The following is a 24,744-nucleotide window of genomic DNA, read 5'->3' as shown; positions in this document are numbered from 1 at the left end:
GTGTACAGGAAGTGATCACAACCTTGTATAACTGAAAAGGAGGGAAATTTATGAAAGTAGAACTACAGATTAAGGAGACTTACGAGGAGGAAAAGCTGATTGTCCAAACTCCTCAGCCGACCGAAAAAGTCCAGAAAGTCATCGAGTTCGCAGAAAATCTGGATCTAACAGAAAAAATCAAAGGGAAAATCGATAATCAGGTCTATCTCGTTGAGATTAGCAAGATTCAACGCTTCTATATCGAGAATCGGAAGGTTCTAGCAGAAACCGCGAGTCAGACCTACAGCATTGATTTGCGACTCTATCAGGTCCTTGAAATTCTGCCAACCAATTTTATCCAAATTTCCCAATCAGAAATCATCAATATCGATTCCATCTCTCATCTCATGCTCACCCCCAACGGCCTAGTAGAAATTTTCTTGAAAAACGAAATCTTTACCTACTCTTCACGCCGTTACCTAAAAACCATCAAGGAGAAATTAGAACTATGAAAAAACAAATCTTCCACGACGCAGCTACTGGTGTCCTCATCGGTCTCATCCTCTCTATCATCTTTTCACTCATTTATGCACCAAATACCTACGCTCCACTTAGCCCTGAATCTCTCGTCGGCCAAGTAATGACTCAACATCAAGTTCACGGTGCCCTAATCTTGCTCTACTGTACTCTTATCTGGGCAGCCATCGGTATTCTCTTCAACTTTGGTAAACGATTATTCAGCCGTGACTGGAGCTTGCTCCGTGCAACGCTTTCCCATTTCTTCCTCATGTTGGCTGGCTTTGTCCCACTAGCGACTCTGGCTGGTTGGTTCCCCTTCCACTGGACCTTCTATCTCCAGCTCATTCCAGAGTTTGCGATCGTCTACCTTATCATCTGGGTTATTCTCTATAAAAGAGAAGCAAAAAAAGTAGACCACATCAATCAACTCTTGGCTCATAAAAAGTAATAGTGCTGATAAAACCACTTGGAATAATAAAAAAGCCAAGCCTAAGCTTAACTTTCTAACTCATACAAATCCGCAATAATTGCAGCCACATGCTTGATATCTCCCAGCATGCCCCGCATTTCAAAGTCAGCCAAGACAGGGAAACCAAAACGTTGACTGTATTGCTTGGCTGTCAGGCAGTATTGGTTATTAAAGTTACGATTTCCTGAACCAACCACACCAAAACACTTACTAGCATTGTCACCATAAGCGATAAAATCCCCCACTGGTGTTGTCAATATCTCGATATCTCCGTTATCAACGCCATTCCCACCTTCTAGGTAGGTCGGTAAAAAAGCGACATAAGGATGGTCCATTTCATAGAAATCTTGGCCTTCTTTGACCAAATCCTTGATATGAATCTTTTGAACCTCAATTCCCTCGTACTGGGACAAGAGATAGTCTTTCAAGCGCGTCACAAAACTTTCAGTGTTGCCACTCAGACTAATATAAACTAAAGAAATTGTCTTCATATGTACCTCCATGATTTTATCTATAATCGAAAAATAACTATCAAGATTGTAACTTGATAGTTATTTTTTGTCAATACTTAGGTAAGTTCTTCTGTTTCCTCTTCTTCTGCCAAGGCTTTCTGTTGACGCCACATCTTATAGAAGACAAGGGCTAGGAAGAGAACATTGATGACGATATAGAGAATGCTAACAGCTTTTGAAACAACACTTATCCCTAAACGCATAGTTTCATCTTGAACCAACTGCACAGCGTCTTGCAAAGTCACATAGCTATAAATTGAACCAATAATAGCTAGCAAAACATAGCCGACATAAGTATAGTTTGCATACTGCAAATTCTTACGAACAAGGAAGACAATCGCTACTCCCACTAAAATAGCAGATAGCACAATCAAGGCCATATTAAAAATAGAATGAGTTGATTCTGCTACTCTATAGGTGTAATTGAGCTGGTCTTCTAATTGCTGAGCACTGACCCCTGCAACTTGTTTCTGAGCGGCACGAAGAGCTTCTTTGCTAGGTAAGGGACTCAACATTCCAAACAGAGACGTAGCTGAAATAAGAGCAGACAAGATTAGCAAGACCCATAGATAAATTGGTTTCTTTTTCATAATAGAACCTCCTGATATTATTATTGATATTATAGCACTTTTTGTAAAGGGATACAAATTTTATAATGTCGTTTCTACCTGTTTTCGGTAGGCTTTTGGCGATTTCCCGCACAATTTTCGGAACACTTTATAGAAATATCCAACATTACTGTAACCAACAGCATAACAAATATCTTCAATACTGTCACTAGTTGAAAGCAAAAGTTGTTGGGCAGCCTTGATGCGTTGTTTATTTAGTAACTCTGCGAAGGTCGAATTGGTTTCTCGCTTAATCAACTGCCCCAGATAGACAGGATTGATAAAGAGATCCTTACTGATATCCTTGAGGGAAAGTTCTTTTTGATAATCACGCCCAATGACTTCTAGCACACTGACCACATTCTCATTCATACGATATTGCCCAAAAAATCGGGTCAGAGTTTCCTTGATATAAGGAACCAATTCATCGAAGGTTTGAATAGCATGAATGGTTTTGACAATGTCCGTCATATCATCAGCCTTTAGATGTTCAAACAAATGAAAGACATCCATGATAAACTGGATAAAAAGCTGTTTGGTAATGGGAACACGCGGTGTATTTTCAAGAACCACCTTCTCCAAAAGGTTCAACTCTTCCACGATTTGATTGAGATTCCCCTGAATGATAACCCTATAAATCGGTTCGTAATAGGCAAAGAGACTCTCAGACTGTTTTAGATTTACAGAACCGTAAAAGAGGGCTTTCTCAGCATTCAGCTTCCAGCGTTCAAAGTGTTCTTGATAGGGAGCTTCAAAGGGAGTAACGACTAAACCATCTAGGGGTTGATCAGAAATAAAAATCTGCCAGTCTTGACCCAAGACATAGTAGGGAATGGTGAAGGAGCCTTGTTTTTCCTTGGATAGACCTATCCACCAATTCTCCTTATCCCCTAAATAACTAACAAATCCAGCCTCGTCTAAATCTTGACTGAGGGTCTGACTTTTCTTTCCTCTCTCGCCTAGCTGACCTGCAATCTTCTCCAGCAGATTTCCCAACTCTACCTTATCAACAGGCTTGACCAGATAGTCCACAACACTAAGGTTCATGGCTTTTTTTACGTAATCAAACTCCTGATAACCTGAGAGCAAGATATAGGCAGCATCTGGTAAGATTTCTTTCATCTCTCGAATCATATCAAGCCCTGTTTTGTCGGGCATATTGACATCGGAAATGACCACATCGACAGGATTTTCATGAACATATTCTAGGGCTTCATCGGCATGACTGGCTGTTGCGACGACCTCCATATCCCACTTATCAAAGGGAATCAAACGTTTCAGACCTTCTGTCACCATGTACTCATCATCTACTAATAATACTTTATACATTTTCTCCCTTTCTACTCATCTTGAATTGTAATACGATACTGAACACCTGCTTGCTCTGCAGAATCTATAGTAATAGCATATCGATCCCCAAAATAGAGCACAAAACGCTCATGGACATTGACAATCCCGATAGACTGCTTTTGATCACTGTAACTGGCTTGGTGTTCAAAATGTCTCTGACTTAATTTTTCTCGAATACTTGTCAGTTTTTCAGCCGACATACCACGGCCATTATCTACCACTAAAATTTCCACAAAACCATCTCGTTTAAGAGCTTTAATGCTAATCACATTATCTGTCCGTCTGTGGTCAACACCATGCGCGAAATAATTTTCTACCAGAGGTTGTAAGGTAAACTTAGGAATCTTCATATTTTCTAACCCTGGATCTATCTTGAAACCATAGGCAATGGACTTGGGATAGCGAACCATGCAGAGATAGCTATATTTACGACAAAATTCTAATTCCTGTTTGAGAAGAGTTTCTCTTTCGTCGGAAATATTGTTACGCAAAAGACTACTGAACTCATAAATGATATCTGCCAACTCATCTTGACTTTGCATAACTGCATACATGCGCAAGAACTCCAGCGTATTGTACATAAAATGAGGATTGATTTGCGCCTGCAAGGCTCGCATATTGGCATCTTTTTGACTAAGCTCTAACTGATAAATATCATGGATATTCTTTTCCAAGCGATCCAGCATATCATTGGTCGTCTCTGCGATTAGGAGTAATTCCTGATCCTTTTTAAGCGTATCAATGCGAAGGCCTTCCTCTCCTTGGGCAATAGCTTGGATGGAATCCACCAAATCCACTACCTGCTTTTGGTAATTAGCAAAAGTCTTCCTCAAAGTCAGATAGAGAATGACAATAAAGAGAAGGCTCAAACCCACAATCAAAGCTGAGCTGGTCACCGTTCCTTGTAAAACAAAATTTTTGGGAACTGCCACCTGAACCTGATAGCCATGAGAGGTAACACCAACAAACCAGTTTTCATGCTCCCTATTGACTCTCTCACCAATATGAAAAATCTCCGTATCAAAAGGCGATGTCACAGTCACAGCCATCGGGATATGACCTCGGGTATTGTCCACAGCATGGTACAAGATTTCTGGATCCAAGGAGATATAAACAACCCCTATAGATTGATCCGTCGCTGGGTCTAAAATAGGCACTCCAAAACTATTGGCCTCCGGTTTAAAGCCTTCCGCAAGTACCGTATGACCACCTCTCTCGTTTCTGCTCGAAACATAAACTTCTTTAAAGTCCTGCAAGACGATTGCAACACCCGTTATATAGTCATTTTGGACATAAAGATCATCAATGTTTTCATATAGAGAAATAGAAGTTGACGAAGCTGCTTGATGCTCCAACAGCCAATAAAAATACTCAGAAGTTGACAAACTAAAGTACTTATAAACCCCTTGTATACGGTCTTGATTGGCTACTAAATCTTGAGCTAGCTGGGCTGACTCGCGATAATAATACTCCACCTCTTCGACTGTTCGAGTGGTTACACGTTGGGCTACTCTTTGAGCTTCCTTTTCCCGTGAATCCCAGTCAGCGTAAGAGAGTAAGATTGCAAAACTTGCAATAATAATCATCATAACTGAACTGTAGGTTCTTAGAAGCGTATGTAGCCAAAACTGCTTCATTCTATTTTGTCGCCAATTTTTCATGGATACTTTCATAGACCGGCTCCAACATATCACTGATAAAGAAATGCCACATCCCAATTCCTACAAAGAAAAGTAGGGCAGGCATATAGTAACCAATTGCCACAAGTAGCACTGTCCCAAGGAGAACCTTGGCCACAGCCGCTAAGCTCATAAAGATGCCAATCAAGGATAGTTTGAGACTATTTCGATAGGACAAATCAAAATAAACTTGTAATTTTAAAGATACTGTATAAGCCAAAAAGATCAGGGCAACTACTAGAACATTCAAAAAGGTCGCAATCAAATGAATAATAGTCTGATGAGGCAATTGCACCAAGAGATACAGGCCATAGACCAAAACTAGAGCCACCCCTAAAAAGCTATAGAAAATCAGGTTGCTTGAGACGAAATTTTGCTTATAAAGAGACCACGCCTCCTTCAAACTATATTCCCGAAAGCTATAACCATGTTCTGCATACAGGCTCATCAGGGTGGCACTAGCCGGCGCTAGACCAAGGATAATCCCTCCTGCCAATGTTAATAGCCAAAAGAAGGCTGTCGCAATCATCCCTAAAAAGAAACGATTAAAGACAAAGTCTAAAAATCTCCCCATGATATCCTCCTAAAAATAACTATGAAACTATTATATCATATTTCAAGCGTTTTCAAAAACTTCTAGTATCCATTTACAATCCCATCAAACCGTGGTACAATGAGAATTGTGAGAAAATTATCAGGAGACAATTCATGAAGAAATCTATCTTAACTACACTGCTCTTTGCAGTTCTTTACTTCCTCTGCATGGGGATTGGTGTCCTTTTGGGCAATCTCTTTGACCAAACTGGAAACATGTTTTATGCGCCTGCCTTTACTGGCCTTGTAGGCGGTAGCGTCTATATGATCCTAGTCGCAAAAGTTCCGCGCTTTGGAGCCATTACCACTATCGGCCTTGTTATTGCTCTCTTTTTCTTGGGAACTAAACACGGTGCCGGTGCCTTCCTTCCTGGAATTATCTGTGGTCTCCTAGCAGATGCAGTAGCTAACCTCGGAAAATACAAGGACCAAACTAAGAATTTCCTTTCTTTCATACTCTTTGCCTTTAGCACATCAGGACCAATTCTACTCATGTGGATTACGCCCAAAGCCTATATGGCAACCCTTCTAGCAAGAGGAAAATCACAAGAATATATCGACCGTATCATGGTTGCGCCAAATCCTGGAACCATCCTTTTATTTATCGCAAGTGTTGTCATCGGAGCCCTAGTTGGTGCCTTAATTGGACAAGCCTTGAGTAAAAAGTTTTCACAGAAAATCTGATTAATAAAAAAGAGCCAAACGGCTCTTTTTTATTTATGGCTCAATTTTTTGGTCAAGAAGTCTCCCAAGAATTGGATTATAAAGATAATCAAAATGATAATAATGGTTGCCAAAATCGTCACATCGTGATTGTAGCGGTTAAATCCATAAGCGATAGCTACGTTACCAATACCACCAGCTCCAACTGCTCCCGCCATGGCTGTTTCCCCAACAAGGGAAATCAAGGTCACAGTCGTCACGCGGATCAAATCTGGAAGACCTTCTAGTAAGCCTGATTTTCCTAGGTTAACATTTTTTACCTGAAAAACTTCTTTTTTCTAGTGATAAAATCAACCCTATCACACTCACTACCAAAAATACCCACCAACAAAGCCTGATATCTTGTAAAGCTAAGAAGGAAAATACAGACATCCCTAAAGGTAATGTTAAAGAAAAAATCATACTCAAGAGATTATTACTTCTAGCTAATACATCCGCACTCAAATTAGACAATAACAGAGTATCTAATTTAGGCATTGATTTCGACATCAAATACATGACAAAGGCTAAGCAAACAACACCTACTAGAGGAGAAAAATCTAAAATATTAGCAGTAGCAAGCAAGACAAACAGAATTGCATTGAGCGATAGCAAACTTGAAAACGACAATTTTCCAAAATAATCATGGGGAGTTAGGCTACCAAGAATAGCTCCTCCCAAGCTAACACATTCAATTAAAAATAGGGCCTGAGCATAGCTAAGATGATAGATAGTATGGTCTAATAAGTAAAAGTGATAAATACCTCCAACAGCTCCTCCCAAAGTATTCATTACCAAAATGACAAGAATAATTTTAAACAATGATTTACTTTCTCTCTGTCTAAAGATATCATCCATGTCCGCATAGATTGCCTTAACTTGTTGAAGTAAACTAATCGACTCATTCTCTACCGTTACAGACAAATGCGTCAATTCTCTTCTATTTTTGAACAACATGAGAGAAGATAGTAAAAAGAAGCCAGCATTCACAATCGCAACAAAAGAAAAATTTTGATGACTGGTTGTGAGTAACCATACTCCTAAGGCTTGACCTCCTAGATTTGATAAATAGGAAACAAACTGAGTAAAGGAATAAGCTTCATAGAGCTTATCTTCCGAAATATTATGCTGGATAATCGGCATGCGAAGGCCTGCTGTGTAATCTGATAAAATATCCGAACAGATATTAACCATACAGATAAAAGCAAACGTTACAAAGTTCTGATCATGAATCACACTAGCAATCAAAAGAAATAGCAGACTTTGCACACAACCAACCCAGATAATTGTCCCTGCTTTATTCCGAGTATGATCAGCCTTAATCCCAACATAAAAAGTAAATAGGAAAGGTAAAATCGTAATCATATTCGCCATAAATACAGCTATATTTTTAAAGGGTAGACTCGCAGCATAAACGATAAATACCAGATTATAAATATAAGCTCCACTTGAGCTCAAAAACCTTGAGAAGGTCAGTATCCTAAATAAATGATGTTTTAAGAATAGTTTCATAACAGGCCTTTCTCACATTTCAAAGAGTATTCTATTAAATCCAGTCTAACAAAAAAAGTGGGGCTCCCCACTTTTTTGTAATATATTTTTTCTGAAAAAAGAAACTCTAGCACCTAGAAACTACTAATTATCAATCCATCTACAAGGCTATTTATTTTTCATCAGTCGATGTAACGAGAATATATTACAAATCTTTATTTGAAAGCTGATTTGCAAAATAGTTTTCATAGTATCTTGCACCATCTACATACTCTAAATCTTGTAAGATTGTAATGCCTCTCTGGATTTTCTCAAGACCCTTATTTTTTACATTAAAAATAGTATCATAATACCCTTTAGCAATCATATAAATGATTTTAAGATAAGCTTGAGATTCTGGCAATTCTCGTTTTTCAATCTGAAAGATAAAATAATCTGCTTTTAATTTATCCTTTTCCTCTATCGCTTTAAAGAGTCCATTAATTAAAATGGTGTCAATACCAACTTTGTTACTAGGTAAAGAGCCTAATAAATCCGTCTTTTGTAACATCTCCCTAGAATATTTAAAATAGAGGGGCAGAGGAAACAAAGTAGAAATCGTTGAAAATAGTTCCAATTCATAATTTCCCCAGATGTCAATAGTAAAAAAATAGTCATAGAGAAAAGTCAGTTCTTCATCCGTTGCCCTTATTTTTGAATCAAAAAACACAAGAAGGCTTTTGATACGAATCATTTGTAAAAGATAGCTTGTTTCACCACTTGATCTATACTTTTGAGTCATCTCTTCATACAAGGAATGGAGAGAATCAATCCCTTCTCTGTCATATAAATCCCAAAGATTTTCTTGAAAAGCCAAAACCTTTTTCTGAGAAAAACCACGTACCAAGTACATAAATTCATTCAAATCAGAGTGGATGTTATCTAAGGCAGTAATCAATTTCATAGATGATAAGTCTGCTTCTCCACGCTCAAATTTGCTCAGCATGGAATAAGTAAACTCTCCTCCCGTCGCCTCCTGTAGAGATACATTCCGACTCTTTCTCAATTCTTTAAAAACTTCTCCCAGATTTTGCATATTGACTCCCCACAATTCTTAACTCTCTTACTCATAAAAGTAACGGTTGATAGCAACCAGTACAGAAAATTTCAAGTCTTGACTATAACGACAACTCCTATGAATGATGTACAGATTTCCTAGCTCTTTTTTATTTATGGCTCAATTTCTTGGTCAAGAAGTCTCCCAAGAATTGGATTGCAAAGATAATCAAAATGATAATGATGGTTGCCAAGATAGTTACATCGTGATTGTAGCGGTTAAACCCATAAGCGATGGCTACGTTACCGATACCACCAGCTCCAACCGCCCCAGCCATAGCGGTTTCCCCAACAAGGGAAATCAAGGTCACAGTTGTCACACGGATCAAATCTGGAAGACCTTCTGATAGGTAAACACCTACGATATCCCAGAATGTCGCTCCGCTAGCTTGAGCCGCCTCAATAACACCACCATCTAGCTCAGCCAAGACAACCTGTACTTGACGGGCAAAGAAGGCAAAGACTGCAAAAGATAGCGGTACGATAGCCGCATTTGGACCAATGCTTGTTCCTACGATTAGATGAGAGAAGGGTGACAAGACTGCCAAGAGAATGATAAATGGTACCGCACGGAAAATAGAGGTAATCTTATCTAAAATCCAGAAAACGACCTTATTTTCCAAGACACCACCTGGCGCTGTCAAAACAAGGAAAAGACCTGCCACTAGCCCCAAGAACCCTCCGATGATGAAAGAAAGAACTGTCATATAAAGAGTTAGATAGATGGCTGTTCCCCAGCCTGCCTGACCAGCCCAACCCATTTTATAGACATTTGGCAAATAGGTTTGAATCAATGATTCCATCTTACTGTCCTCCCTTCAATACTTTTAGTTGTACGCCTGCTTGACGAATGGCTTCTTGGGCACCTGCCAACGCTGCTTTTTCACCTGACAAGACCACAACTAATTCTCCAACAGGAGTACCATCGAGAATTTCGATATTTCCATAGAGGATATTAGCCGTTACTTGATAATGCTTGTACAATTCATTCAAAAGTGGCTCGTCTGTTGAAGCACCTGCATACTTGAGTTGCACCAAAAGGCTGTTTTCAGACAAGTGTTCCACGATTTCTTGCTTCTCGATTTTGACCATGGCTTCGTCAATACCTGTAGCTGTTGAGATAAAGTCTTGAGTCAAAGGTTGTTTAGGATCTGAGAAGATTTCAAGGACACTGCCCTCTTCAATCAAATGCCCATCCTGCATAACTGCCACACGATTGGCAATGTCTTTGACAATCTGCATTTCATGCGTAATCAAGACAACAGTCAAGCCTAATTTTTGGTTCAAATCTTGCAACAAGGCCAAAATCTGCTTGGTTGTCTTAGGATCAAGGGCAGAAGTTGACTCGTCTGAAATCAAGATTTTTGGATCATTTGCCAAAGCACGCGCAATGGCCACACGCTGTTTTTGCCCTCCAGATAGTTGTGAAGGGTAGTTTTCAGCACGGTCTGCCAAGCCAACCAAGTCCAACAACTTGGCTACTTTAGCCTTCTTTTCTTCCTTGCTAAGTCCAGAGTGTTTGAGGGCGAAGGCTACATTCTCCTCTGCTGTCTTTTGGCTCATGAGGTTAAAATGCTGGAAAATCATTCCGATATCTTGACGTTTACGACGCAACTGCTCAGCCGTCAAGGTCACCTTGCCATCAAAAATCACATCGTCGTCAATGGTAATTTTCCCTGCAGATGGTTTTTGCAAGAGATTAATCACCCGTACAAGGGTTGATTTCCCTGCTCCAGAATATCCAACGATTCCGTAGATATCCCCTTCTTGAATGTGAATGGTCACATCCTTGACCGCTGTGATGGTTCTCTTCTTTTGGTGAAAAGTCACATCGATCTGATCTAACTTGATAATATCTCTACTCATAGCTTCTAATCAGCTCCTCTACTAATTCAATATGGGTGTAGTAATCGGCGATTCGCACATTTTCATCTCCACCGTGGTCTCGGCTGTTGGCATTTCCTAGACCGAAGGCCACCATTGGCACCTCTAGGGCATCAAAGACCGTATGCATAGGCCCTGTCCCCGCTGTCGTCGGCAAGACTGAAACGCCCTGTGGATAGAATTTCTTGGCCAACTCGATTACATTGAGAATGGCTGGTGCGCTCATATCGCTGCGATAACTCATCTCTCCCAAGGTATAGTATAATTCTACCTTATCAAAGCCATTTTTGTCTAGCTGTTTCCGAATTTTTTCCAGAACATCATGCGGTTCTAGACCAGGAACCAAACGAACCTCTAGCTTAGCACTGGCTTCTGCTGGCAAAATCGTTTTAACCCCTTGTCCTTGGTAACCTGACTGAATCCCTTCGATATTGAGAGCAGGTTCAAAAAAGAAACGTTTTAGAAAGGCTGCGCGATCCTCTTGTAAGAGAGGCAATTCCAAACCATAAATCTGGCTGATTTCCCCTGGATTTCGTTGGGCGTAAGTATCCACCAAGGCCAATTCACGTTCATTTGGCTCTTGAACTTCTTCGTACAAACCTTCAACCAAGATACGGCCATCTGCGGCACGAAGAGACTGTAGGGCTTGGAGGAGATACCAAGGAGCTGATTCCACAACCCCACCATAACTAGAGTGGATATCGACATCCGCACTTTTTACCTTGGCATCAAAGGTCACAATCCCCTTATTTCCACCAGAAATTTCTAGCTGCTCCAAGGCATTCTTGGTCCCTTGTTCCCAAACTAACAAATCTGCTCCACGGAGTTTATCAGCGTGCTTTTCCAGATACTTATCTAGGTCTGTCGAAGCGGATTCCTCCGCTCCCTCCATGATAAAACTGATATTGACAGGCAAATCATCATGGTGCTGCATGTATTTTCTCAAAGCACTCAAACGAGCTGTGATATGACCCTTATCATCGTCAACCCCACGCCCATACATGAAGCCATTGCGCACTGAAAGAGTAAAGGGATCCTCTGTCCAGATCTGATCCCCATCCGCTGGCACAGTGTCATAGTGGTTATAGAAAATCAGAGTCTTAGCATCTGGACGCGAACTCTTGAAATGCGCCATGACAAAGGGAGCCGTATAAGTCTCATCAATCTCCACTTCAGCCCCAACACGTTTGAAAATCTCACCCAGATAGTTAGCAACTTCTTTGAGCCCCACCTGTTGGGCAAAGACCGACTTCTTAGAAATCAAGGTACGCAAAACCTCAAAATAATGCTGGGCCACATGATCCTTTTCAAATTTTTCAATCTGTTCTTGTTCGCTAGGAAAAACCATATTCTCTCTACCTTTCTATGAACCTATAGTCTTCTTTACAATCCATGCTCTATACAAAAGCAAGAGGTGGAATTTTCTCTCCCACCTCCCTGTTTCTTATTACCAAACTGGTTGATCCAAACCGTCTGATGTTTCTTCGATAACTTTTTTCACGTCATCTGTGTGGTAAGCTGCGATCACTTTCTTGATAGCATCAGCCTTAGGTGATGTTTCCCAATCTTTTTTCGCAACGATGATGTTGTACCATTGTTTTGAATTTTCATCAGCTTGTTCTTTGAAAAGTGCTTTCTTGTAGTCCAATTTTGCTTCTGTAACGAAGGTATTGTTTACAACGGCAGCGTCAACTGATGACAATGAACGAGCTGTTTGGCTAGCATCCAATTCAGTAATTTTCAAGTTCTTTGGATTTTCTTTGATGTTAGCAACTGTTGCAAGAGCAGTTCCTGAAACGTCCAATTTAATCAAGCCAGCTGATTGAAGCAAGTAAAGCGCACGGCTTTCGTTTGTAGCATCGTTCGGTACAGCGATTTCTCCGTTTGCTGGGATGTCTTCTACTTTAGTGTACTTGTTGTCACTTCCATTCAAACCTGAGTAAAGACGGATTGGAGAGATGTAAGTATCTGCAATCGCTACAAGGTCTTTCCCATTTTCTTTGTTCCAGTTGTTCAAGAAGTTATAGTGTTGGAAAGCGTTCAAATCTACTTCGCCATCAGCAGTTGCCTTGTTTGGTTGTGAGTAGTCTGTGAACTCCGTAAATTCCAAAGTGATACCGTCTTTTTTAACCAATTCTTGGATTTTGTCCCAACGTTTTTCTTCAGAACCGCTACGGTTAACAGTTGCGATTTTGATAGTTGTTGCATTGTCTGCTTTCTTTTCTGAGTTTCCGCAAGCTGCAAGAGCCAAACCTGCGACTGTAGCAAGAGCTGCTACACCAAGCCATTTTTTGATTTTCATGATTCTTTCTCCTTAAAAATAATACCGTACTAGTATCTCACAATTTATTTGATTTCACAAATTGTTATTAGATAGTCAGATATATAGTTTAAAACTATATCCTTAAAAACTGAGAAATCATCCACCTTATTCAGAATGGATGATTTCAAGAAATTATTTAATATCAGCTTCTGCTGGTAGGTAAGTGTCTCCGAAGAATTGTTTAGACAATTTTTCAAGAGTTCCGTCTTTGTAGAGTTCTTGGATACGTTTGTCTACAAATGTTTTCAACTCATCTTGACCTTTAGCAAGAAGTGGGTAAACATAAGGTTGTTGGTCGCTTGGAAGTTCGATCACTTTCAAGTTGTCCAAACCTTGGTCCTTGATGACTGTTTCAACACCGATTTTATCAAAAATCTTGTAGTCAAACTGGCCATCGCTCAAGCGTCCCATGATTTGTTGGAAGTCCGCTTTAGTATACTTTAGGACAGTTGGATTATCTGAATGTTGTTTGTTGTAGTCTTCTAGCTGTTTAGCAGAAGTTGTCCCTTGAACAACTTCTGTTGATTTTCCACCGATATCATCAAGCGATTTGATGCTAGGGTCATCTTTTTTCACTACAAGAACGTTAGGGTTTTTAGCAGTTGGAGCTGCATAAAGGTATTTTTCAGCACGTTCTTTAGTGTAGCTGATGTTGCTAACAGCCATATTGTAACGGTCGGCATCAAGTCCTGCAAAGACTCCTGACCACTCTGTCTTCTCAAACTTGACATCATACTTGTCAGAGTCTTTAAAGATAGCGCGAACCACTTCAATTTCGTAACCAGTCAATTCGCCATTTTCTTCATAGTTGAATGGTTTTGGTGTAGCATTAGTTGCAACGATAATTTCTTTCTTGCTAGCTGCTTCTCCTTCTTTCTTAGCACCACCTGAGCAAGCTGCTAACACACCTGCAGCAACAAGCCCTAGGGCAGCAAGAGATGAGTATTTAACGATTTTTTTCATGTCATTTCCTCCAAAATAGAATACCTTATAATCTTAACAGAAAAAAAACATTTACGCCATTATATGATATCTATCTCTGTGATAGGTTTTCTTTATGGCTGATTTAAAAGACCAAACGCAAGACGGCAATTAAGATCACTCCAAAGAGAACTGTTCCGACTAGATTGCGGTAACGAAAGGCCACCCAAGCTGTTGGAAATACGGCTAAGAAGTCCAGCCATTTGATTTGAGGAAAACTCCCAACCTTACCTGTCACTACGCTTGAAAGAATCAAGGCAAAGATAATAGAAACAGGCAAGAACTTCAAAAAACGCTCAACGATCGCAGGCAGGCCCTTATACTTGACTAAGATGAAGGGAATCATACGGGGAATCCAAGTCACCAAGCCAGAGAAAATAACTGCTAATAAAAGATACTTACTGACCATCTAAAACCACCCCCATTGTACAACCAAGTAGCGTCGCAAACAGAACAGCTAGTGACTGAGACACCACTGTCAAGAGTAAAAAGAATGATACCGCAACAACTGCTAGGATAATGAGCAGATTGCGGACAGGAATCCGTCTTTGCATAATCTGAAATTGCGAAGCAAAAATACCAATAAACATCCCAACCAGGGCAAAATCCAAGCCAAAGATTTCTGGATTTGGCAGCAGACCACCCAGAGCCGTTCCGACTACTGTTCCCACAAACCAAGCCACATAGCTGTTAAGATTATTTCCGTGCATCCACATCGGATGGACCTTGTCTGCATGGGCTAACTCGCCCATCAAAACGCCATAGGTCTCATCCGTCAAGAGACTAGACATACCGATATTTTGCCAGAGGCTGGTATGACGGAAATAGGTTGACGCATGCAAGCTCAACAAAAAGAGACGCAAATTAATCAAAAAGACCGTCATAGCAATAGCCGCTACAGGTGCTTGAACCGCAATCAAGGCCAGCATAGCAAACTGGGCGCTCCCAGCATAAACAAAGAGGCTCATCAAGCCCATCTCCACAGGTGTCACATAGGGCGCACCAATAATTCCACAAGCCAGTCCGATACTGACATAACCAAGGGCAGTTGGCATGGCTGCCTGCGCCCCCTCCCAAAATCCTTTTTCTTTCATCTTTCTCCTCATATTGTCTTAATAATACTCAATGAAAATCAAAGAGCAAACTAGAAAGCTAGCCGCAGGTTGCTCAAAACACTGTTTTGAGGTTGCAGATAGAAGCTGACGCGGTTTGAAGAGATTTTCTAAGAGTATAAGTAGGCTGAAAAGGCTCCAGCCATAGCATGGACTATTATAACACATTCAGGAAAGAGAAAAAAGTCTGCTGATTGTAATCAGACAGACTCCATTTTATTCCATCGTATCAAAAGCAAGACTTGGTTTGGCATTGAGGTCCAAGCTTGCGAAGTTTTCTTTGTTCCACTCGCTGACGCTGGCATAGGCAATCATTCCTGCATTGTCTCCGCAAAGGCGCAGAGGTGGAATGATGACATTGACATCTGTGATTTCAGTTGCTAGGCGTTCTCTAAGGCCTTTATTGGCTGCCACACCACCTGCCACGACAAGGGTTTTAACAGGGTACTTCTCCAAAGCCTTCTTAGTTTTTGCCATAAGAATATCCAAGACAGCTGCTTGGAAGGAAGCACACAAATCCTCTGTAGACAGACTTTCTCCCTTTTGCTCGGCATTGTGGTGAAGATTGATAAAGGCCGATTTCAAACCTGAGAATGAAAACTCCAGATTATCTTCCTTAATCATGGCACGAGGGAAATCATAAATATCCTGTCCCTGATGAGCTAGCTCGTCAATCTCACGACCAGCAGGATAGGTCAAACCCATGACACGGCCAACCTTATCATAGGCCTCACCAACCGCGTCATCTCGCGTTTCCCCAACAATCTTGTAGTCACCAGCCTCCGAAACATAAACCAACTCTGTGTGCCCACCGCTAACCAAGAGGGCTAGCAAGGGAAACTCCAAAGGCTCCACACTCTGAGCAGCCATGAGGTGGCCAGCCATGTGGTTAACGGGAATCAGCGGAAGCCCATGTGCCCAAGCAAAGGCCTTGGCAGCTGACAAACCAACTAGTAAGGCTCCGACCAAGCCCGGTCCATAGGTAACCGCCACAGCTGTTACGTCCTCTTCGGTAATTCCTGCTTCTGCTAGAGCCTCCTCGATACAGGCTGTAATGACCTCGACATGGTGACGACTGGCTACTTCCGGCACTACGCCTCCAAAACGTTTGTGGCTCTCGATTTGACTAGCAATGACATTGGACAAGAGCTGGTCGTCGTTTTTTAAGACAGCGACACTGGTCTCATCACAGGATGTCTCAAATGCTAAAATATATCTATCCTTCATCTATTTCTCTCTTCATGATGATGGCGTCCTCGACTGGGTCATGGTAGTAGGCCTTTCGCTCAGCGATGACTGCCATCTTTTCTTTCTTGTAAAATGCTTGCGCTCTTTGATTTGACTTTCTGACTTCGAGGAAAATCTCCTTGTCTGTCGGCAATTGAGCAAACAAGGCTGATGCAATCCCCTTACCCTGATAGGTTTGTTTGACAGAGATTTGCAGAACTTCTGCCTCAAAAAGATTCTCCTGCACAGCTAGAAAGCCAATCACTTCTGCCCCATCATAAGCCAGAGCATACCAAGTCTGGTCTTGGGACAGGTCTGCTTGGATTTGTTCCAGAGTCCAAGGACTGACTGGGTAAACAGTTACCATGACAGCGTAGATGGCTTGAGCCAAGTCAGGCTGTTGTTGGATTCGTTTGATTTCTATCATAGGCGTTTAATGTAAGACTCGCCAGACTCGGTGTGATTCTTGAGCCAGTTTTCCTCAGCCTCAACACGTTTGAGGTAGTTCGGCACAAAATCATGCAAGGAGTCTGCTTCCTTGTCCCAAGCCAAAAGAGCAAGATTAGCTGCATTTGGCAGGGTTTCTTTGTAATTAGTCCTTGGCAAGTGTTCTTGAATCTGCTCCACAAAGGGGGCAACTTCTCCGACAAAGGTAACCTGACTAGCCCCCTTGATTAACTCAATCACTCGCTCAAAGGGTAAGTGCGCTTCTGGCATGACAGACTTAGCATTTTCATAAAATCCTGCATAAACATTGTTGCGACGCGCATCCATCAAAGGAACGAACAAACCTTCTTGTTGGTAGGGCACCAAAGCCAAGAGGCTAGACATACCAACCAACTCAATGTTCAGAGTATGAGCAAGTGTCTTAGCAGTTGCTACCGCAATTCGCAAACCTGTGTAGCTACCTGGCCCTTCCGCCACCACGATTCGGTCCAAATCCTTGGGCGTCCAATCCAAACTTGCCATCAAAAAATCAATGGCTGGCATGAGGGTAATACTGTGATTCTTCTTAATATTAATAGTCGTCTCGGCAAGAACCTGCTTGTCCTCTAAAATAGCGAGAGAAAGAGCCTTGCTGGACGTATCAAAAGCTAATACTTTCATAACACATTCCTATCTTTTTGTCTGCTTACTATTATACTACAAAAGCTGGCACATGGGAATTTTCTTTATCCCCAAACAAAAATGCCCCAGCATGAGCAGGGCATCTAAGCATTTAATCCAAAGTAAAATACAAACCAAACGACATAGGTTACAAGGAGGAGAAAAAGCGAGTAGAGAGTCACAAAGGTAATCTTCCACAAGAACTTGGTTTGTCGTTGTTCCAGTTTGGCAAATAGAAGATTCCCCGCATAAACGCAAGCAACAAAAACAATAAAAGCTACCAAGCGAGCTCCGATAGCAAAAGCAAATAAGTTATACATAGGGCAACCTCCTTGACTTAAAATCTATATGGAATTATGACAAACAATAAAACTCATTTCCATTATCAAAATAACATATTTTCTTTATTTTTGCAAACGTTTACTAAAGAAATCGTCCTGTGACTTTCTCGTTTCCGTCTTTTACTAATTTTTCATTTTGTGGTATAATTGAAATAATTGTAACGAATTAAGGTCAATCTAGACACAAAATGGAATGAAATTAAGCAAATTTATGCTAAAAGTTTGGAATAAGCTGACCTGTAAATAGAAAGGAACTATATGATTTACAAAGTTTTTTATCAAGAAACAAAAGAACGTAGCCCACGCCGTGAAACAACACGCGCACTATACCTAGACATCGATGCTAACTCAGAACTTGAGGGCCGTATCGCTGCTCGCCAACTTGTCGAAGAAAATCGCCCAGAGTACAATATCGAGTATATCGAACTCTTGTCTGACAAATTGCTAGATTACGAAAAAGAAACTGGCGCCTTCGAAATTACGGAGTTCTAATATGGCCTACACTCTTAAACCTGAAGAAGTCGGCGTTTTTGCCATCGGTGGTCTGGGAGAAATCGGGAAAAACACTTACGGGATTGAATACCAAGACGAGATTATCATCGTCGATGCTGGGATTAAATTCCCAGAAGATGACTTGCTGGGTATCGACTATGTCATTCCTGACTACTCATACATCGTGGACAATATCGACCGCGTCAAGGCTGTCTTAATCACACACGGACACGAAGACCACATCGGTGGGATTCCATTCCTGCTCAAACAAGCAAATGTCCCTATCTATGCTGGACCGCTTGCCTTAGCTTTAATCCGTGGAAAACTCGAAGAACACGGCCTCTTGCGCAACGCCAAACTTTACGAAATCAACCACAATACTGAGTTGACCTTTAAAAATCTCAAGGCAACTTTCTTTAGAACCACTCACTCCATTCCAGAGCCTTTGGGGATTGTCATTCATACTCCTCAAGGTAAAATCGTTTGTACGGGTGACTTTAAGTTTGACTTCACTCCAGTTGGAGAACCTGCAGACTTGCACCGGATGGCTGCCCTTGGTGAAGAAGGCGTGCTCTGCCTCCTCTCTGACTCGACAAATGCGGAAGTGCCAACCTTTACCAACTCTGAAAAAGTCGTTGGTCAGTCCATCATGAAGATCATCCAAGGTATTGAAGGACGTATCATCTTTGCATCCTTTGCCTCAAACATCTTCCGTCTCCAGCAAGCAACAGATGCTGCTGTTAAGACTGGACGCAAGATTGCTGTCTTTGGTCGTTCTATGGAAAAGGCCATTGTCAACGGAATCGAGCTTGGCTACATCAAAGCTCCTAAGGGAACCTTTATCGAGCCAAATGAAATTAAAGATTATCCTGCAGGCGAGGTTCTTATCCTCTGTACAGGTAGTCAAGGGGAGCCGATGGCAGCCCTCTCTCGTATCGCTAATGGAACCCACCGTCAGGTGCAACTCCAACCCGGCGATACTGTTATCTTCTCTTCTAGCCCAATCCCTGGAAATACTACTAGCGTCAACAAGCTGATTAACATCATTTCAGAAGCTGGTGTCGAAGTTATCCACGGTAAGGTTAATAATATCCATACATCTGGACACGGTGGCCAGCAAGAGCAAAAACTCATGCTCCGCTTGATTAAGCCAAAATACTTCATGCCTGTCCACGGTGAATACCGCATGCAAAAACTCCACGCTGGACTAGCAGTGGATACTGGGGTTGAGAAGGACAATATCTTTATTATGAGCAATGGTGATGTACTTGCCCTTACTGCTGACTCAGCTCGTATTGCAGGTCATTTCAACGCCCAAGACATCTATGTTGATGGAAATCGTATCGGTGAAATCGGCGCAGCTGTCCTCAAAGATCGTCGTGATCTATCTGAAGACGGTGTCGTTCTAGCAGTCGCAACTGTTGACTTCAAATCGCAGATGATTCTATCTGGTCCAGACATCCTCAGCCGAGGCTTTGTCTACATGAGAGAGTCTGGCGACTTGATTCGCCAAAGCCAGCGTATCCTCTTCAATGCAATTCGTATCGCACTGAAAAATAAGGATGCTAGCGTGCAATCCGTCAATGGTGCCATTGTCAATGCCATTCGACCATTCCTCTATGAAAATACAGAACGTGAACCGATTATCATCCCGATGATCCTTACACCAGATGAAGAATAATACTCTTCGAAAATCTCTTCAAACCACGTCAGCTTCGCCTTGCCGTATATATGTTACTGACTTCGTCAGTTCTATCTACAACCTCAAAGCAGTGCTTTGAGCAACCTACGGCTAGCTTCCTAGTTTGCTCTTTGATTTTCATTGAATACAAGTCAACAAAACAGCCCCGATTTTTCGGAGCTGTTTTTCTCTATGCTTTCTTTTCTTGATTTTTAGAAATACTACGATTTTTACCCTCAAGATACACCATCAAAATAGAAATATCTGCTGGGTTTACTCCCGAAATACGGCTGGCTTGCCCGATAGTTTCTGGATTGATGAGTTTGAACTTCTGACGAGCTTCTGTCGCAATCGAGTCAATATCATCCCAGTCGATATTGGCTGGAATGCGTTTTTCTTCCATGCGTTTCATCTTGGCAACCTGATCCATGGCTTTGGAAATATAGCCTTCGTACTTGATTTCTGTTTCAATCAATTCGATAATCTTATCATCCAAATCCTCTGCAGCTGGTCCGATAAAGGCCACCACATCTTGGTAAGAAACTTCTGGACGGCGAAGGAATTCCTTGGCTGTCACTGCATCTGTCAACGGCTTGAAGCCCATCTCCTCAACCTTAGCATTAGTTTCCTTGACTGGCTTGAGTTTGATACTATCTAGACGCTTCATCTCATTGTCAAATTGATTTTTCTTGATTTCAAAACGAGCCCAGCGTTCATCATCCACAAGTCCAATCTCACGTCCCATCTCAGTCAAACGCATATCAGCATTGTCATGACGGAGGATGAGACGGTATTCGGCACGACTGGTCAATAGACGGTAAGGTTCAATCGTCCCCTTGGTCACCAAGTCATCAATCATGACCCCGATATAACCGTCACTGCGCTTCAAAATCAATTCAGGTTTGCCTTGGACTTTCAAAGCCGCATTGATACCCGCGATAATCCCTTGGCCAGCAGCTTCTTCATAACCTGACGTTCCATTTGTCTGACCAGCAGTAAAAAGTCCTGAGATTTTCTTGGTTTCCAGAGTTGCACGCAACTGGTGTGGCAAGACCATATCATACTCAATGGCATAACCAGTTCGCATCATCTCCGCATTTTCCAACCCTTTGATAGAATGAACCAACTCACGCTGTACATCCTCAGGTAGACTGGTTGAAAGTCCTTGGACATAGACTTCCTCTGTATTGCGCCCTTCTGGCTCTAGGAAAAGTTGGTGACGTTCCTTGTCCGCAAAGCGCACAATCTTGTCCTCAATCGACGGACAATAACGAGGTCCCACTCCTTTGACCACACCTGTAAACATAGGCGCACGATGGAGGTTGTTTTGGATAATCTCATGACTAGTACCATTGGTATAGGTCAACCAGCATGGCACTTGGTCCTTGACATAATCCTCATCACGTGAAGTGTATGAGAAGTGATTAGGCGCTTCGTCTCCTGGCTGAATCTCGGTCACGTCGTAGTTGATAGAAGAGGCCTTGACACGTGGAGGGGTTCCTGTCTTGAAACGACCGATTTCGAGGCCCAGTTCCTTGAGATTGTCAGCTAGGTTAATAGAAGCTAGGCTGTGGTTAGGACCTGATGAGTACTTGAGGTCTCCGATAATAATTTCCCCACGGAGGGCCGTCCCTGTCGTCACGATAACAGCCTTAGCAGCATATTCTTGATGGGTTGCTGTACGGACACCGACAACCTTGCCATCTTCAACCAAAATCTCATCAATCATGGTCTGACGAAGGGTCAGATTTTCTTGATTTTCAACCGTCTTGCGCATCTCCTTAGAGTAAAGTTCCTTGTCAGCCTGCGCACGAAGGGCACGAACAGCTGGTCCCTTCCCTGTGTTGAGCATCTTCATCTGGATGTAAGTCTTGTCAATAGTTTTGGCCATCTCACCACCTAGGGCATCGACTTCACGCACAACAATCCCCTTGGCAGAACCACCGATAGAGGGATTACAAGGCATGAAAGCCAGCATTTCAATGTTGATGGTCGCAAGCAAGACCTTGCAGCCCATACGACTAGCAGCCAAGGAAGCCTCGACCCCAGCGTGTCCCGCACCTATTACAATAATATCGTATTCTTCAGTAAAATTATATGTCATTTCTTAACCTTTCAAAAATTTCTCGCAAATAAGGAACTAACTTCTCCTCCTCTAGAGCTTGATTCATAGTGACCCATTTAAAGCGTGTATGCTCTTCAGGATCTAATCTGATAATTGGCTTCTCCCCAACCCACTCTGCTTTATAAACTAAGCGAGTAAAGACAGTATCCTTAGAGGTATCCAGTTGACTATCTTCGTGAAGAAGTTTGAGCGAACTGCCATCTAGCCTAACTCCCACTTCTTCAATGCATTCTCTAAGAGCACCATCTCGCGGAAGTTCACCCTTTTCAACACCGCCACCAGGAATATCCCAGTAAGTTGGATAAACGTTGGGTTGTCCTCTTTTAATTTCCGAACGCTGAATGAGCAAATAATCACCACCACTATGAACAAGTACATGGGCAATAAGCTTAACCATCATTTTCTCTCCTATTCCTCAAGATGAATGTGTCGCAGTTGGCCCTCCCAATCTGGTAGGGCTGTTTTTAAAAAGGCTGGAACTAGCTGGTAAGCCTCAAGCTTATCCAAGTCAATCCATTCACAGGGCTGCGTTTTTTCATCTTCCTGCATGGTCAATGGGGCATCTTCAAGCAAATCCACCAGATAATGAAACTCAATATTGTGATAGGAAACACCGTCCTGTTCAAAACGATTTTCAACCACGAAAGCTAGCTGCCCAGCTTGAGCTTTAACACCCAGTTCTTCCCTCACTTCACGGACTACCGCGTCTTCCGCGCTTTCATTGACTTGAATCGCACCGCCGATAGTGTAATACTTGCCCCTGTCTTTGGTAACTAGAAGCTTGCGATTTTGGACAATCAAGGCTGTCGCCCGAACGCCAAAAACCGTATTGCCCACTTTTGTCCGAAAGTCTTGTTGAGTCATTCTTGTCCTTTCTCTTAAACGACACAAAAACAGTCAAAACTCCAAAGAAGTGCAGGACAAAAAAGCCTGCAACATCCATGAGCTTTGACCATCATTTCTATTGCTTTTATTATTGTAGCAAATTGAGAGAATTTGTCAATCTAAATGTACTGACAAACTTGTCCATCGCGGTAAGCATTGTCAATCAAACCGCCACCTAGACACTCTTCCCCATCGTAAAAGACAACTGCCTGTCCTGGCGTGACGGCGCGTTGCGGTTCTGCAAAGATGACCTCCGCCTTGTCTCCTTTGACATGGACAGTCACCTTAGAATCAGGTTGACGGTAGCGGAATTTAGCCGTACATTCGAGCGTAAACTCCTCTGGCATCTCACGAGTAAAGTGAACTTGACTGGCTTCTAGGCTAGTTGACATGAGCGAATCATGGTAGAAACCTTGGCCGACATAGAGGATATTCTTGCTGAGGTCTTTTCCGACAACGAACCAAGGCGCATTGTCACCGCCGTGTTGTCCACCGATACCGAGACCGCCACGCTGACCAATCGTATAATACATAAGGCCTGCATGCTCTCCCATATCGCGACCATCCACAGTCATCATACGGCCAGGCTGAGCTGGCAGGTAGTTGCTGAGAAAGTTTTTAAAGTTCTTTTCTCCGATAAAGCAAATCCCTGTCGAGTCTTTCTTCTTAGCAGTAGCAAGACCTGCTTCTTCTGCGAGTCTGCGAACTTCAGGCTTTTCCAAATGTCCCAAGGGGAACATGGTTTTTTGGAGTTGTTCTTGCGAAAGTTGACTGAGGAAATAGGTCTGGTCCTTGCCATTATCCACGCCGCGAAGCATGTGAACTGTCCCGTCCTCATCACGCGCCACTCGGGCATAGTGCCCAGTCGCAACATAATCTGCGCCCAAGGTCATGGCATAGTCCAAAAAGGCCTTGAACTTGATTTCCTTGTTGCACATAACATCTGGATTTGGCGTGCGCCCTGCACAGTATTCCGCTAGGAAATACTCAAAAACACGGTCCCAATACTCTTTTTCAAAGTTGACAGAGTAGTAGGGAATACCAATCTGATCTGCCACCGCAGCCACATCCTTGTAATCTTCGGTCGCCGTACAGACGCCGTTTTCATCTGTGTCATCCCAGTTCTTCATGAAGATACCGATCACATCGTAACCCTGCTCCTTGAGAAGAAGAGCCGTCACCGACGAATCGACACCACCACTCATCCCCACAACAACACGTGTTTTAGAGTTATCACTCATGGTAAGTCTCCCATCTATTCGTTTGTTCATACCCTTCAAAATTCTATTTACTAAGACTTTCAATAGAATTTCTTCGAGTATAGTCTTTTCGTTTGCTTTTAGGACTAGGCAACGAGTCGCAGGCATAACTCGAGTTAGGTAAGACGAGTTAACGACGTAATAAAAGATAAACGAAATGACTAGTTCACGATTGAAGGTCGTGTGTGCTTAACGATTGAAGGTCGCTTGAGCAGTATTCATTATAACACGCTTGGTTGGAGAAGACAAGAAAGAGGCTGATAATCTAACATTCTCTCTGATAGAAACAGAAATATAATTACAAAAAGGGCAATAAATAGTTAAATCTC

General features: G+C 42.1%; 27 protein-coding genes and 1 pseudogene. 5 read left to right on the top strand and 23 right to left on the bottom strand.

Features of this window, described 5'->3' with window-relative positions; translation table 11 throughout:
* The first annotated feature begins 50 nt into the window (after window positions 1-50).
* The gene (locus tag B7698_RS07575; protein ID WP_084865169.1) at window positions 51-491 is read left to right on the top strand and encodes a LytTR family DNA-binding domain-containing protein; all 441 of its coding nucleotides are present in this window, start codon (window positions 51-53) and stop codon (window positions 489-491) included.
* Complete coding sequence (locus tag B7698_RS07570) at window positions 488-946, top strand: DUF3021 domain-containing protein (protein WP_084865168.1); 459 nt, start codon at window positions 488-490, stop codon at window positions 944-946. Before B7698_RS07575 ends, B7698_RS07570 begins: the two co-directional genes overlap by 4 nt.
* 47 nt (window positions 947-993) lie before the next feature.
* Here the strand turns inward: B7698_RS07570 and nrdI are convergent, their stop codons facing one another.
* From nrdI to B7698_RS07545, 5 genes are all read right to left on the bottom strand, one after another.
* Window positions 994-1,458, bottom strand: a complete 465-nt coding sequence (gene nrdI, locus B7698_RS07565) for a class Ib ribonucleoside-diphosphate reductase assembly flavoprotein NrdI (RefSeq protein ID WP_084865167.1) — start codon at window positions 1,456-1,458, stop codon at window positions 994-996.
* A gap of 77 nt (window positions 1,459-1,535) precedes the next feature.
* Window positions 1,536-2,069, bottom strand: a complete 534-nt coding sequence (locus B7698_RS07560) for an ABC transporter permease (RefSeq protein WP_084865166.1) — start codon at window positions 2,067-2,069, stop codon at window positions 1,536-1,538.
* A 60-nt stretch (window positions 2,070-2,129) separates the two neighbouring features.
* A complete protein-coding gene (locus tag B7698_RS07555) occupies window positions 2,130-3,416 on the bottom strand; it encodes a response regulator transcription factor (RefSeq protein WP_084865165.1) in 1,287 nt (428 codons plus the stop codon).
* Window positions 3,417-3,427: 11 nt separating this feature from the next.
* A complete protein-coding gene (locus tag B7698_RS07550) occupies window positions 3,428-5,098 on the bottom strand; it encodes a sensor histidine kinase (RefSeq protein ID WP_338141159.1) in 1,671 nt (556 codons plus the stop codon).
* Complete coding sequence (locus B7698_RS07545) at window positions 5,076-5,690, bottom strand: YesL family protein (RefSeq protein ID WP_084865163.1); 615 nt, start codon at window positions 5,688-5,690, stop codon at window positions 5,076-5,078. The genes B7698_RS07550 and B7698_RS07545 overlap by 23 nt, the downstream gene beginning before the upstream one ends.
* Window positions 5,691-5,824: 134 nt before the next feature.
* On the opposite strand from B7698_RS07545, the gene B7698_RS07540 reads away from it, so the two are divergent.
* Window positions 5,825-6,394, top strand: coding sequence for an MptD family putative ECF transporter S component (locus tag B7698_RS07540; protein WP_084865162.1), 570 nt, complete (start codon window positions 5,825-5,827; stop codon window positions 6,392-6,394).
* A 29-nt stretch (window positions 6,395-6,423) separates the two neighbouring features.
* Here the strand turns inward: B7698_RS07540 and B7698_RS07535 are convergent.
* The 14 genes and pseudogenes from B7698_RS07535 to B7698_RS07470 all read right to left on the bottom strand — a co-directional run.
* A pseudogene (locus tag B7698_RS07535) lies at window positions 6,424-6,663 on the bottom strand (ABC transporter permease); the annotation flags it as partial.
* A 16-nt stretch (window positions 6,664-6,679) separates the two neighbouring features.
* The gene (locus B7698_RS07530; protein WP_084865161.1) at window positions 6,680-7,924 is read right to left on the bottom strand and encodes an MFS transporter; all 1,245 of its coding nucleotides are present in this window, start codon (window positions 7,922-7,924) and stop codon (window positions 6,680-6,682) included.
* Window positions 7,925-8,108: 184 nt separating this feature from the next.
* Window positions 8,109-8,846, bottom strand: coding sequence for an Rgg family transcriptional regulator (locus tag B7698_RS07525; RefSeq protein WP_239822419.1), 738 nt, complete (start codon window positions 8,844-8,846; stop codon window positions 8,109-8,111).
* Between the two features lie 262 nt (window positions 8,847-9,108).
* Window positions 9,109-9,801, bottom strand: a complete 693-nt coding sequence (locus B7698_RS07520; RefSeq protein WP_000444647.1) for a methionine ABC transporter permease — start codon at window positions 9,799-9,801, stop codon at window positions 9,109-9,111.
* 1 nt (window position 9,802) lies between these two features.
* Window positions 9,803-10,864 (bottom strand): methionine ABC transporter ATP-binding protein, encoded by a 1,062-nt coding sequence (locus B7698_RS07515; RefSeq protein ID WP_000085666.1) that lies wholly within the window; start codon window positions 10,862-10,864, stop codon window positions 9,803-9,805.
* Window positions 10,857-12,230: a M20 family metallopeptidase gene (locus tag B7698_RS07510; RefSeq protein ID WP_060627390.1), complete on the bottom strand. Its 1,374-nt coding sequence runs from the start codon at window positions 12,228-12,230 to the stop codon at window positions 10,857-10,859. Before B7698_RS07510 ends, B7698_RS07515 begins: the two co-directional genes overlap by 8 nt.
* Window positions 12,231-12,329: 99 nt before the next feature.
* Window positions 12,330-13,184: a MetQ/NlpA family ABC transporter substrate-binding protein gene (locus B7698_RS07505; protein ID WP_000694523.1), complete on the bottom strand. Its 855-nt coding sequence runs from the start codon at window positions 13,182-13,184 to the stop codon at window positions 12,330-12,332.
* A gap of 153 nt (window positions 13,185-13,337) precedes the next feature.
* Window positions 13,338-14,168 (bottom strand): amino acid ABC transporter substrate-binding protein, encoded by an 831-nt coding sequence (locus B7698_RS07500; protein ID WP_004254995.1) that lies wholly within the window; start codon window positions 14,166-14,168, stop codon window positions 13,338-13,340.
* Between the two features lie 103 nt (window positions 14,169-14,271).
* Window positions 14,272-14,595, bottom strand: coding sequence for an AzlD domain-containing protein (locus B7698_RS07495; protein ID WP_020902668.1), 324 nt, complete (start codon window positions 14,593-14,595; stop codon window positions 14,272-14,274).
* Window positions 14,585-15,280: an AzlC family ABC transporter permease gene (locus tag B7698_RS07490; RefSeq protein WP_084865160.1), complete on the bottom strand. Its 696-nt coding sequence runs from the start codon at window positions 15,278-15,280 to the stop codon at window positions 14,585-14,587. The genes B7698_RS07495 and B7698_RS07490 overlap by 11 nt, the downstream gene beginning before the upstream one ends.
* A 234-nt stretch (window positions 15,281-15,514) precedes the next feature.
* Window positions 15,515-16,525 carry a tRNA (adenosine(37)-N6)-threonylcarbamoyltransferase complex transferase subunit TsaD gene (gene tsaD, locus B7698_RS07485; RefSeq protein ID WP_084865159.1) on the bottom strand — a complete coding sequence of 337 codons (1,011 nt, stop codon included), beginning with the start codon at window positions 16,523-16,525 and terminating at the stop codon, window positions 15,515-15,517.
* On the bottom strand, window positions 16,515-16,952 hold the full coding sequence (gene rimI / locus B7698_RS07480; protein WP_084865158.1) for a ribosomal protein S18-alanine N-acetyltransferase: 438 nt from the start codon (window positions 16,950-16,952) through the stop codon (window positions 16,515-16,517). The genes tsaD and rimI overlap by 11 nt, the downstream gene beginning before the upstream one ends.
* Entirely contained in the window at window positions 16,949-17,632 is a 684-nt protein-coding gene (tsaB, locus tag B7698_RS07475; RefSeq protein WP_000865703.1) for a tRNA (adenosine(37)-N6)-threonylcarbamoyltransferase complex dimerization subunit type 1 TsaB, read from the bottom strand. The genes rimI and tsaB overlap by 4 nt, the downstream gene beginning before the upstream one ends.
* Window positions 17,633-17,736: 104 nt before the next feature.
* The gene (locus B7698_RS07470) at window positions 17,737-17,952 is read right to left on the bottom strand and encodes a hypothetical protein (RefSeq protein WP_000282475.1); all 216 of its coding nucleotides are present in this window, start codon (window positions 17,950-17,952) and stop codon (window positions 17,737-17,739) included.
* Window positions 17,953-18,231: 279 nt separating this feature from the next.
* Here B7698_RS07470 and B7698_RS07465 point away from each other — a divergent pair, with 279 nt between their 5' ends.
* Window positions 18,232-18,465, top strand: coding sequence for a DNA-dependent RNA polymerase subunit epsilon (locus B7698_RS07465; RefSeq protein WP_000639571.1), 234 nt, complete (start codon window positions 18,232-18,234; stop codon window positions 18,463-18,465).
* 1 nt (window position 18,466) lies between these two features.
* Window positions 18,467-20,146, top strand: a complete 1,680-nt coding sequence (rnjA, locus tag B7698_RS07460; RefSeq protein WP_084865157.1) for a ribonuclease J1 — start codon at window positions 18,467-18,469, stop codon at window positions 20,144-20,146.
* Between the two features lie 190 nt (window positions 20,147-20,336).
* Here the strand turns inward: rnjA and mnmG are convergent, their stop codons facing one another.
* From mnmG to mnmA, 4 genes are all read right to left on the bottom strand, one after another.
* On the bottom strand, window positions 20,337-22,250 hold the full coding sequence (mnmG, locus tag B7698_RS07450; protein ID WP_042751782.1) for a tRNA uridine-5-carboxymethylaminomethyl(34) synthesis enzyme MnmG: 1,914 nt from the start codon (window positions 22,248-22,250) through the stop codon (window positions 20,337-20,339).
* A complete protein-coding gene (locus B7698_RS07445) occupies window positions 22,240-22,671 on the bottom strand; it encodes an NUDIX hydrolase (protein ID WP_084865156.1) in 432 nt (143 codons plus the stop codon). Before B7698_RS07445 ends, mnmG begins: the two co-directional genes overlap by 11 nt.
* Window positions 22,672-22,679: 8 nt before the next feature.
* Complete coding sequence (locus B7698_RS07440) at window positions 22,680-23,135, bottom strand: NUDIX hydrolase (RefSeq protein WP_192855122.1); 456 nt, start codon at window positions 23,133-23,135, stop codon at window positions 22,680-22,682.
* Between the two features lie 140 nt (window positions 23,136-23,275).
* Window positions 23,276-24,397 (bottom strand): tRNA 2-thiouridine(34) synthase MnmA, encoded by a 1,122-nt coding sequence (mnmA, locus tag B7698_RS07435; RefSeq protein ID WP_084865154.1) that lies wholly within the window; start codon window positions 24,395-24,397, stop codon window positions 23,276-23,278.
* Between the last annotated feature and the right edge of the window lie 347 nt (window positions 24,398-24,744).

This window comes from Streptococcus mitis (assembly GCF_002096855.1).
GTDB lineage: Bacteria > Bacillota > Bacilli > Lactobacillales > Streptococcaceae > Streptococcus > Streptococcus mitis_Y.
The sequence above is the reverse complement of the archived record's forward strand: the minus strand, read 5'-3'. Positions and strand labels throughout refer to the sequence as shown.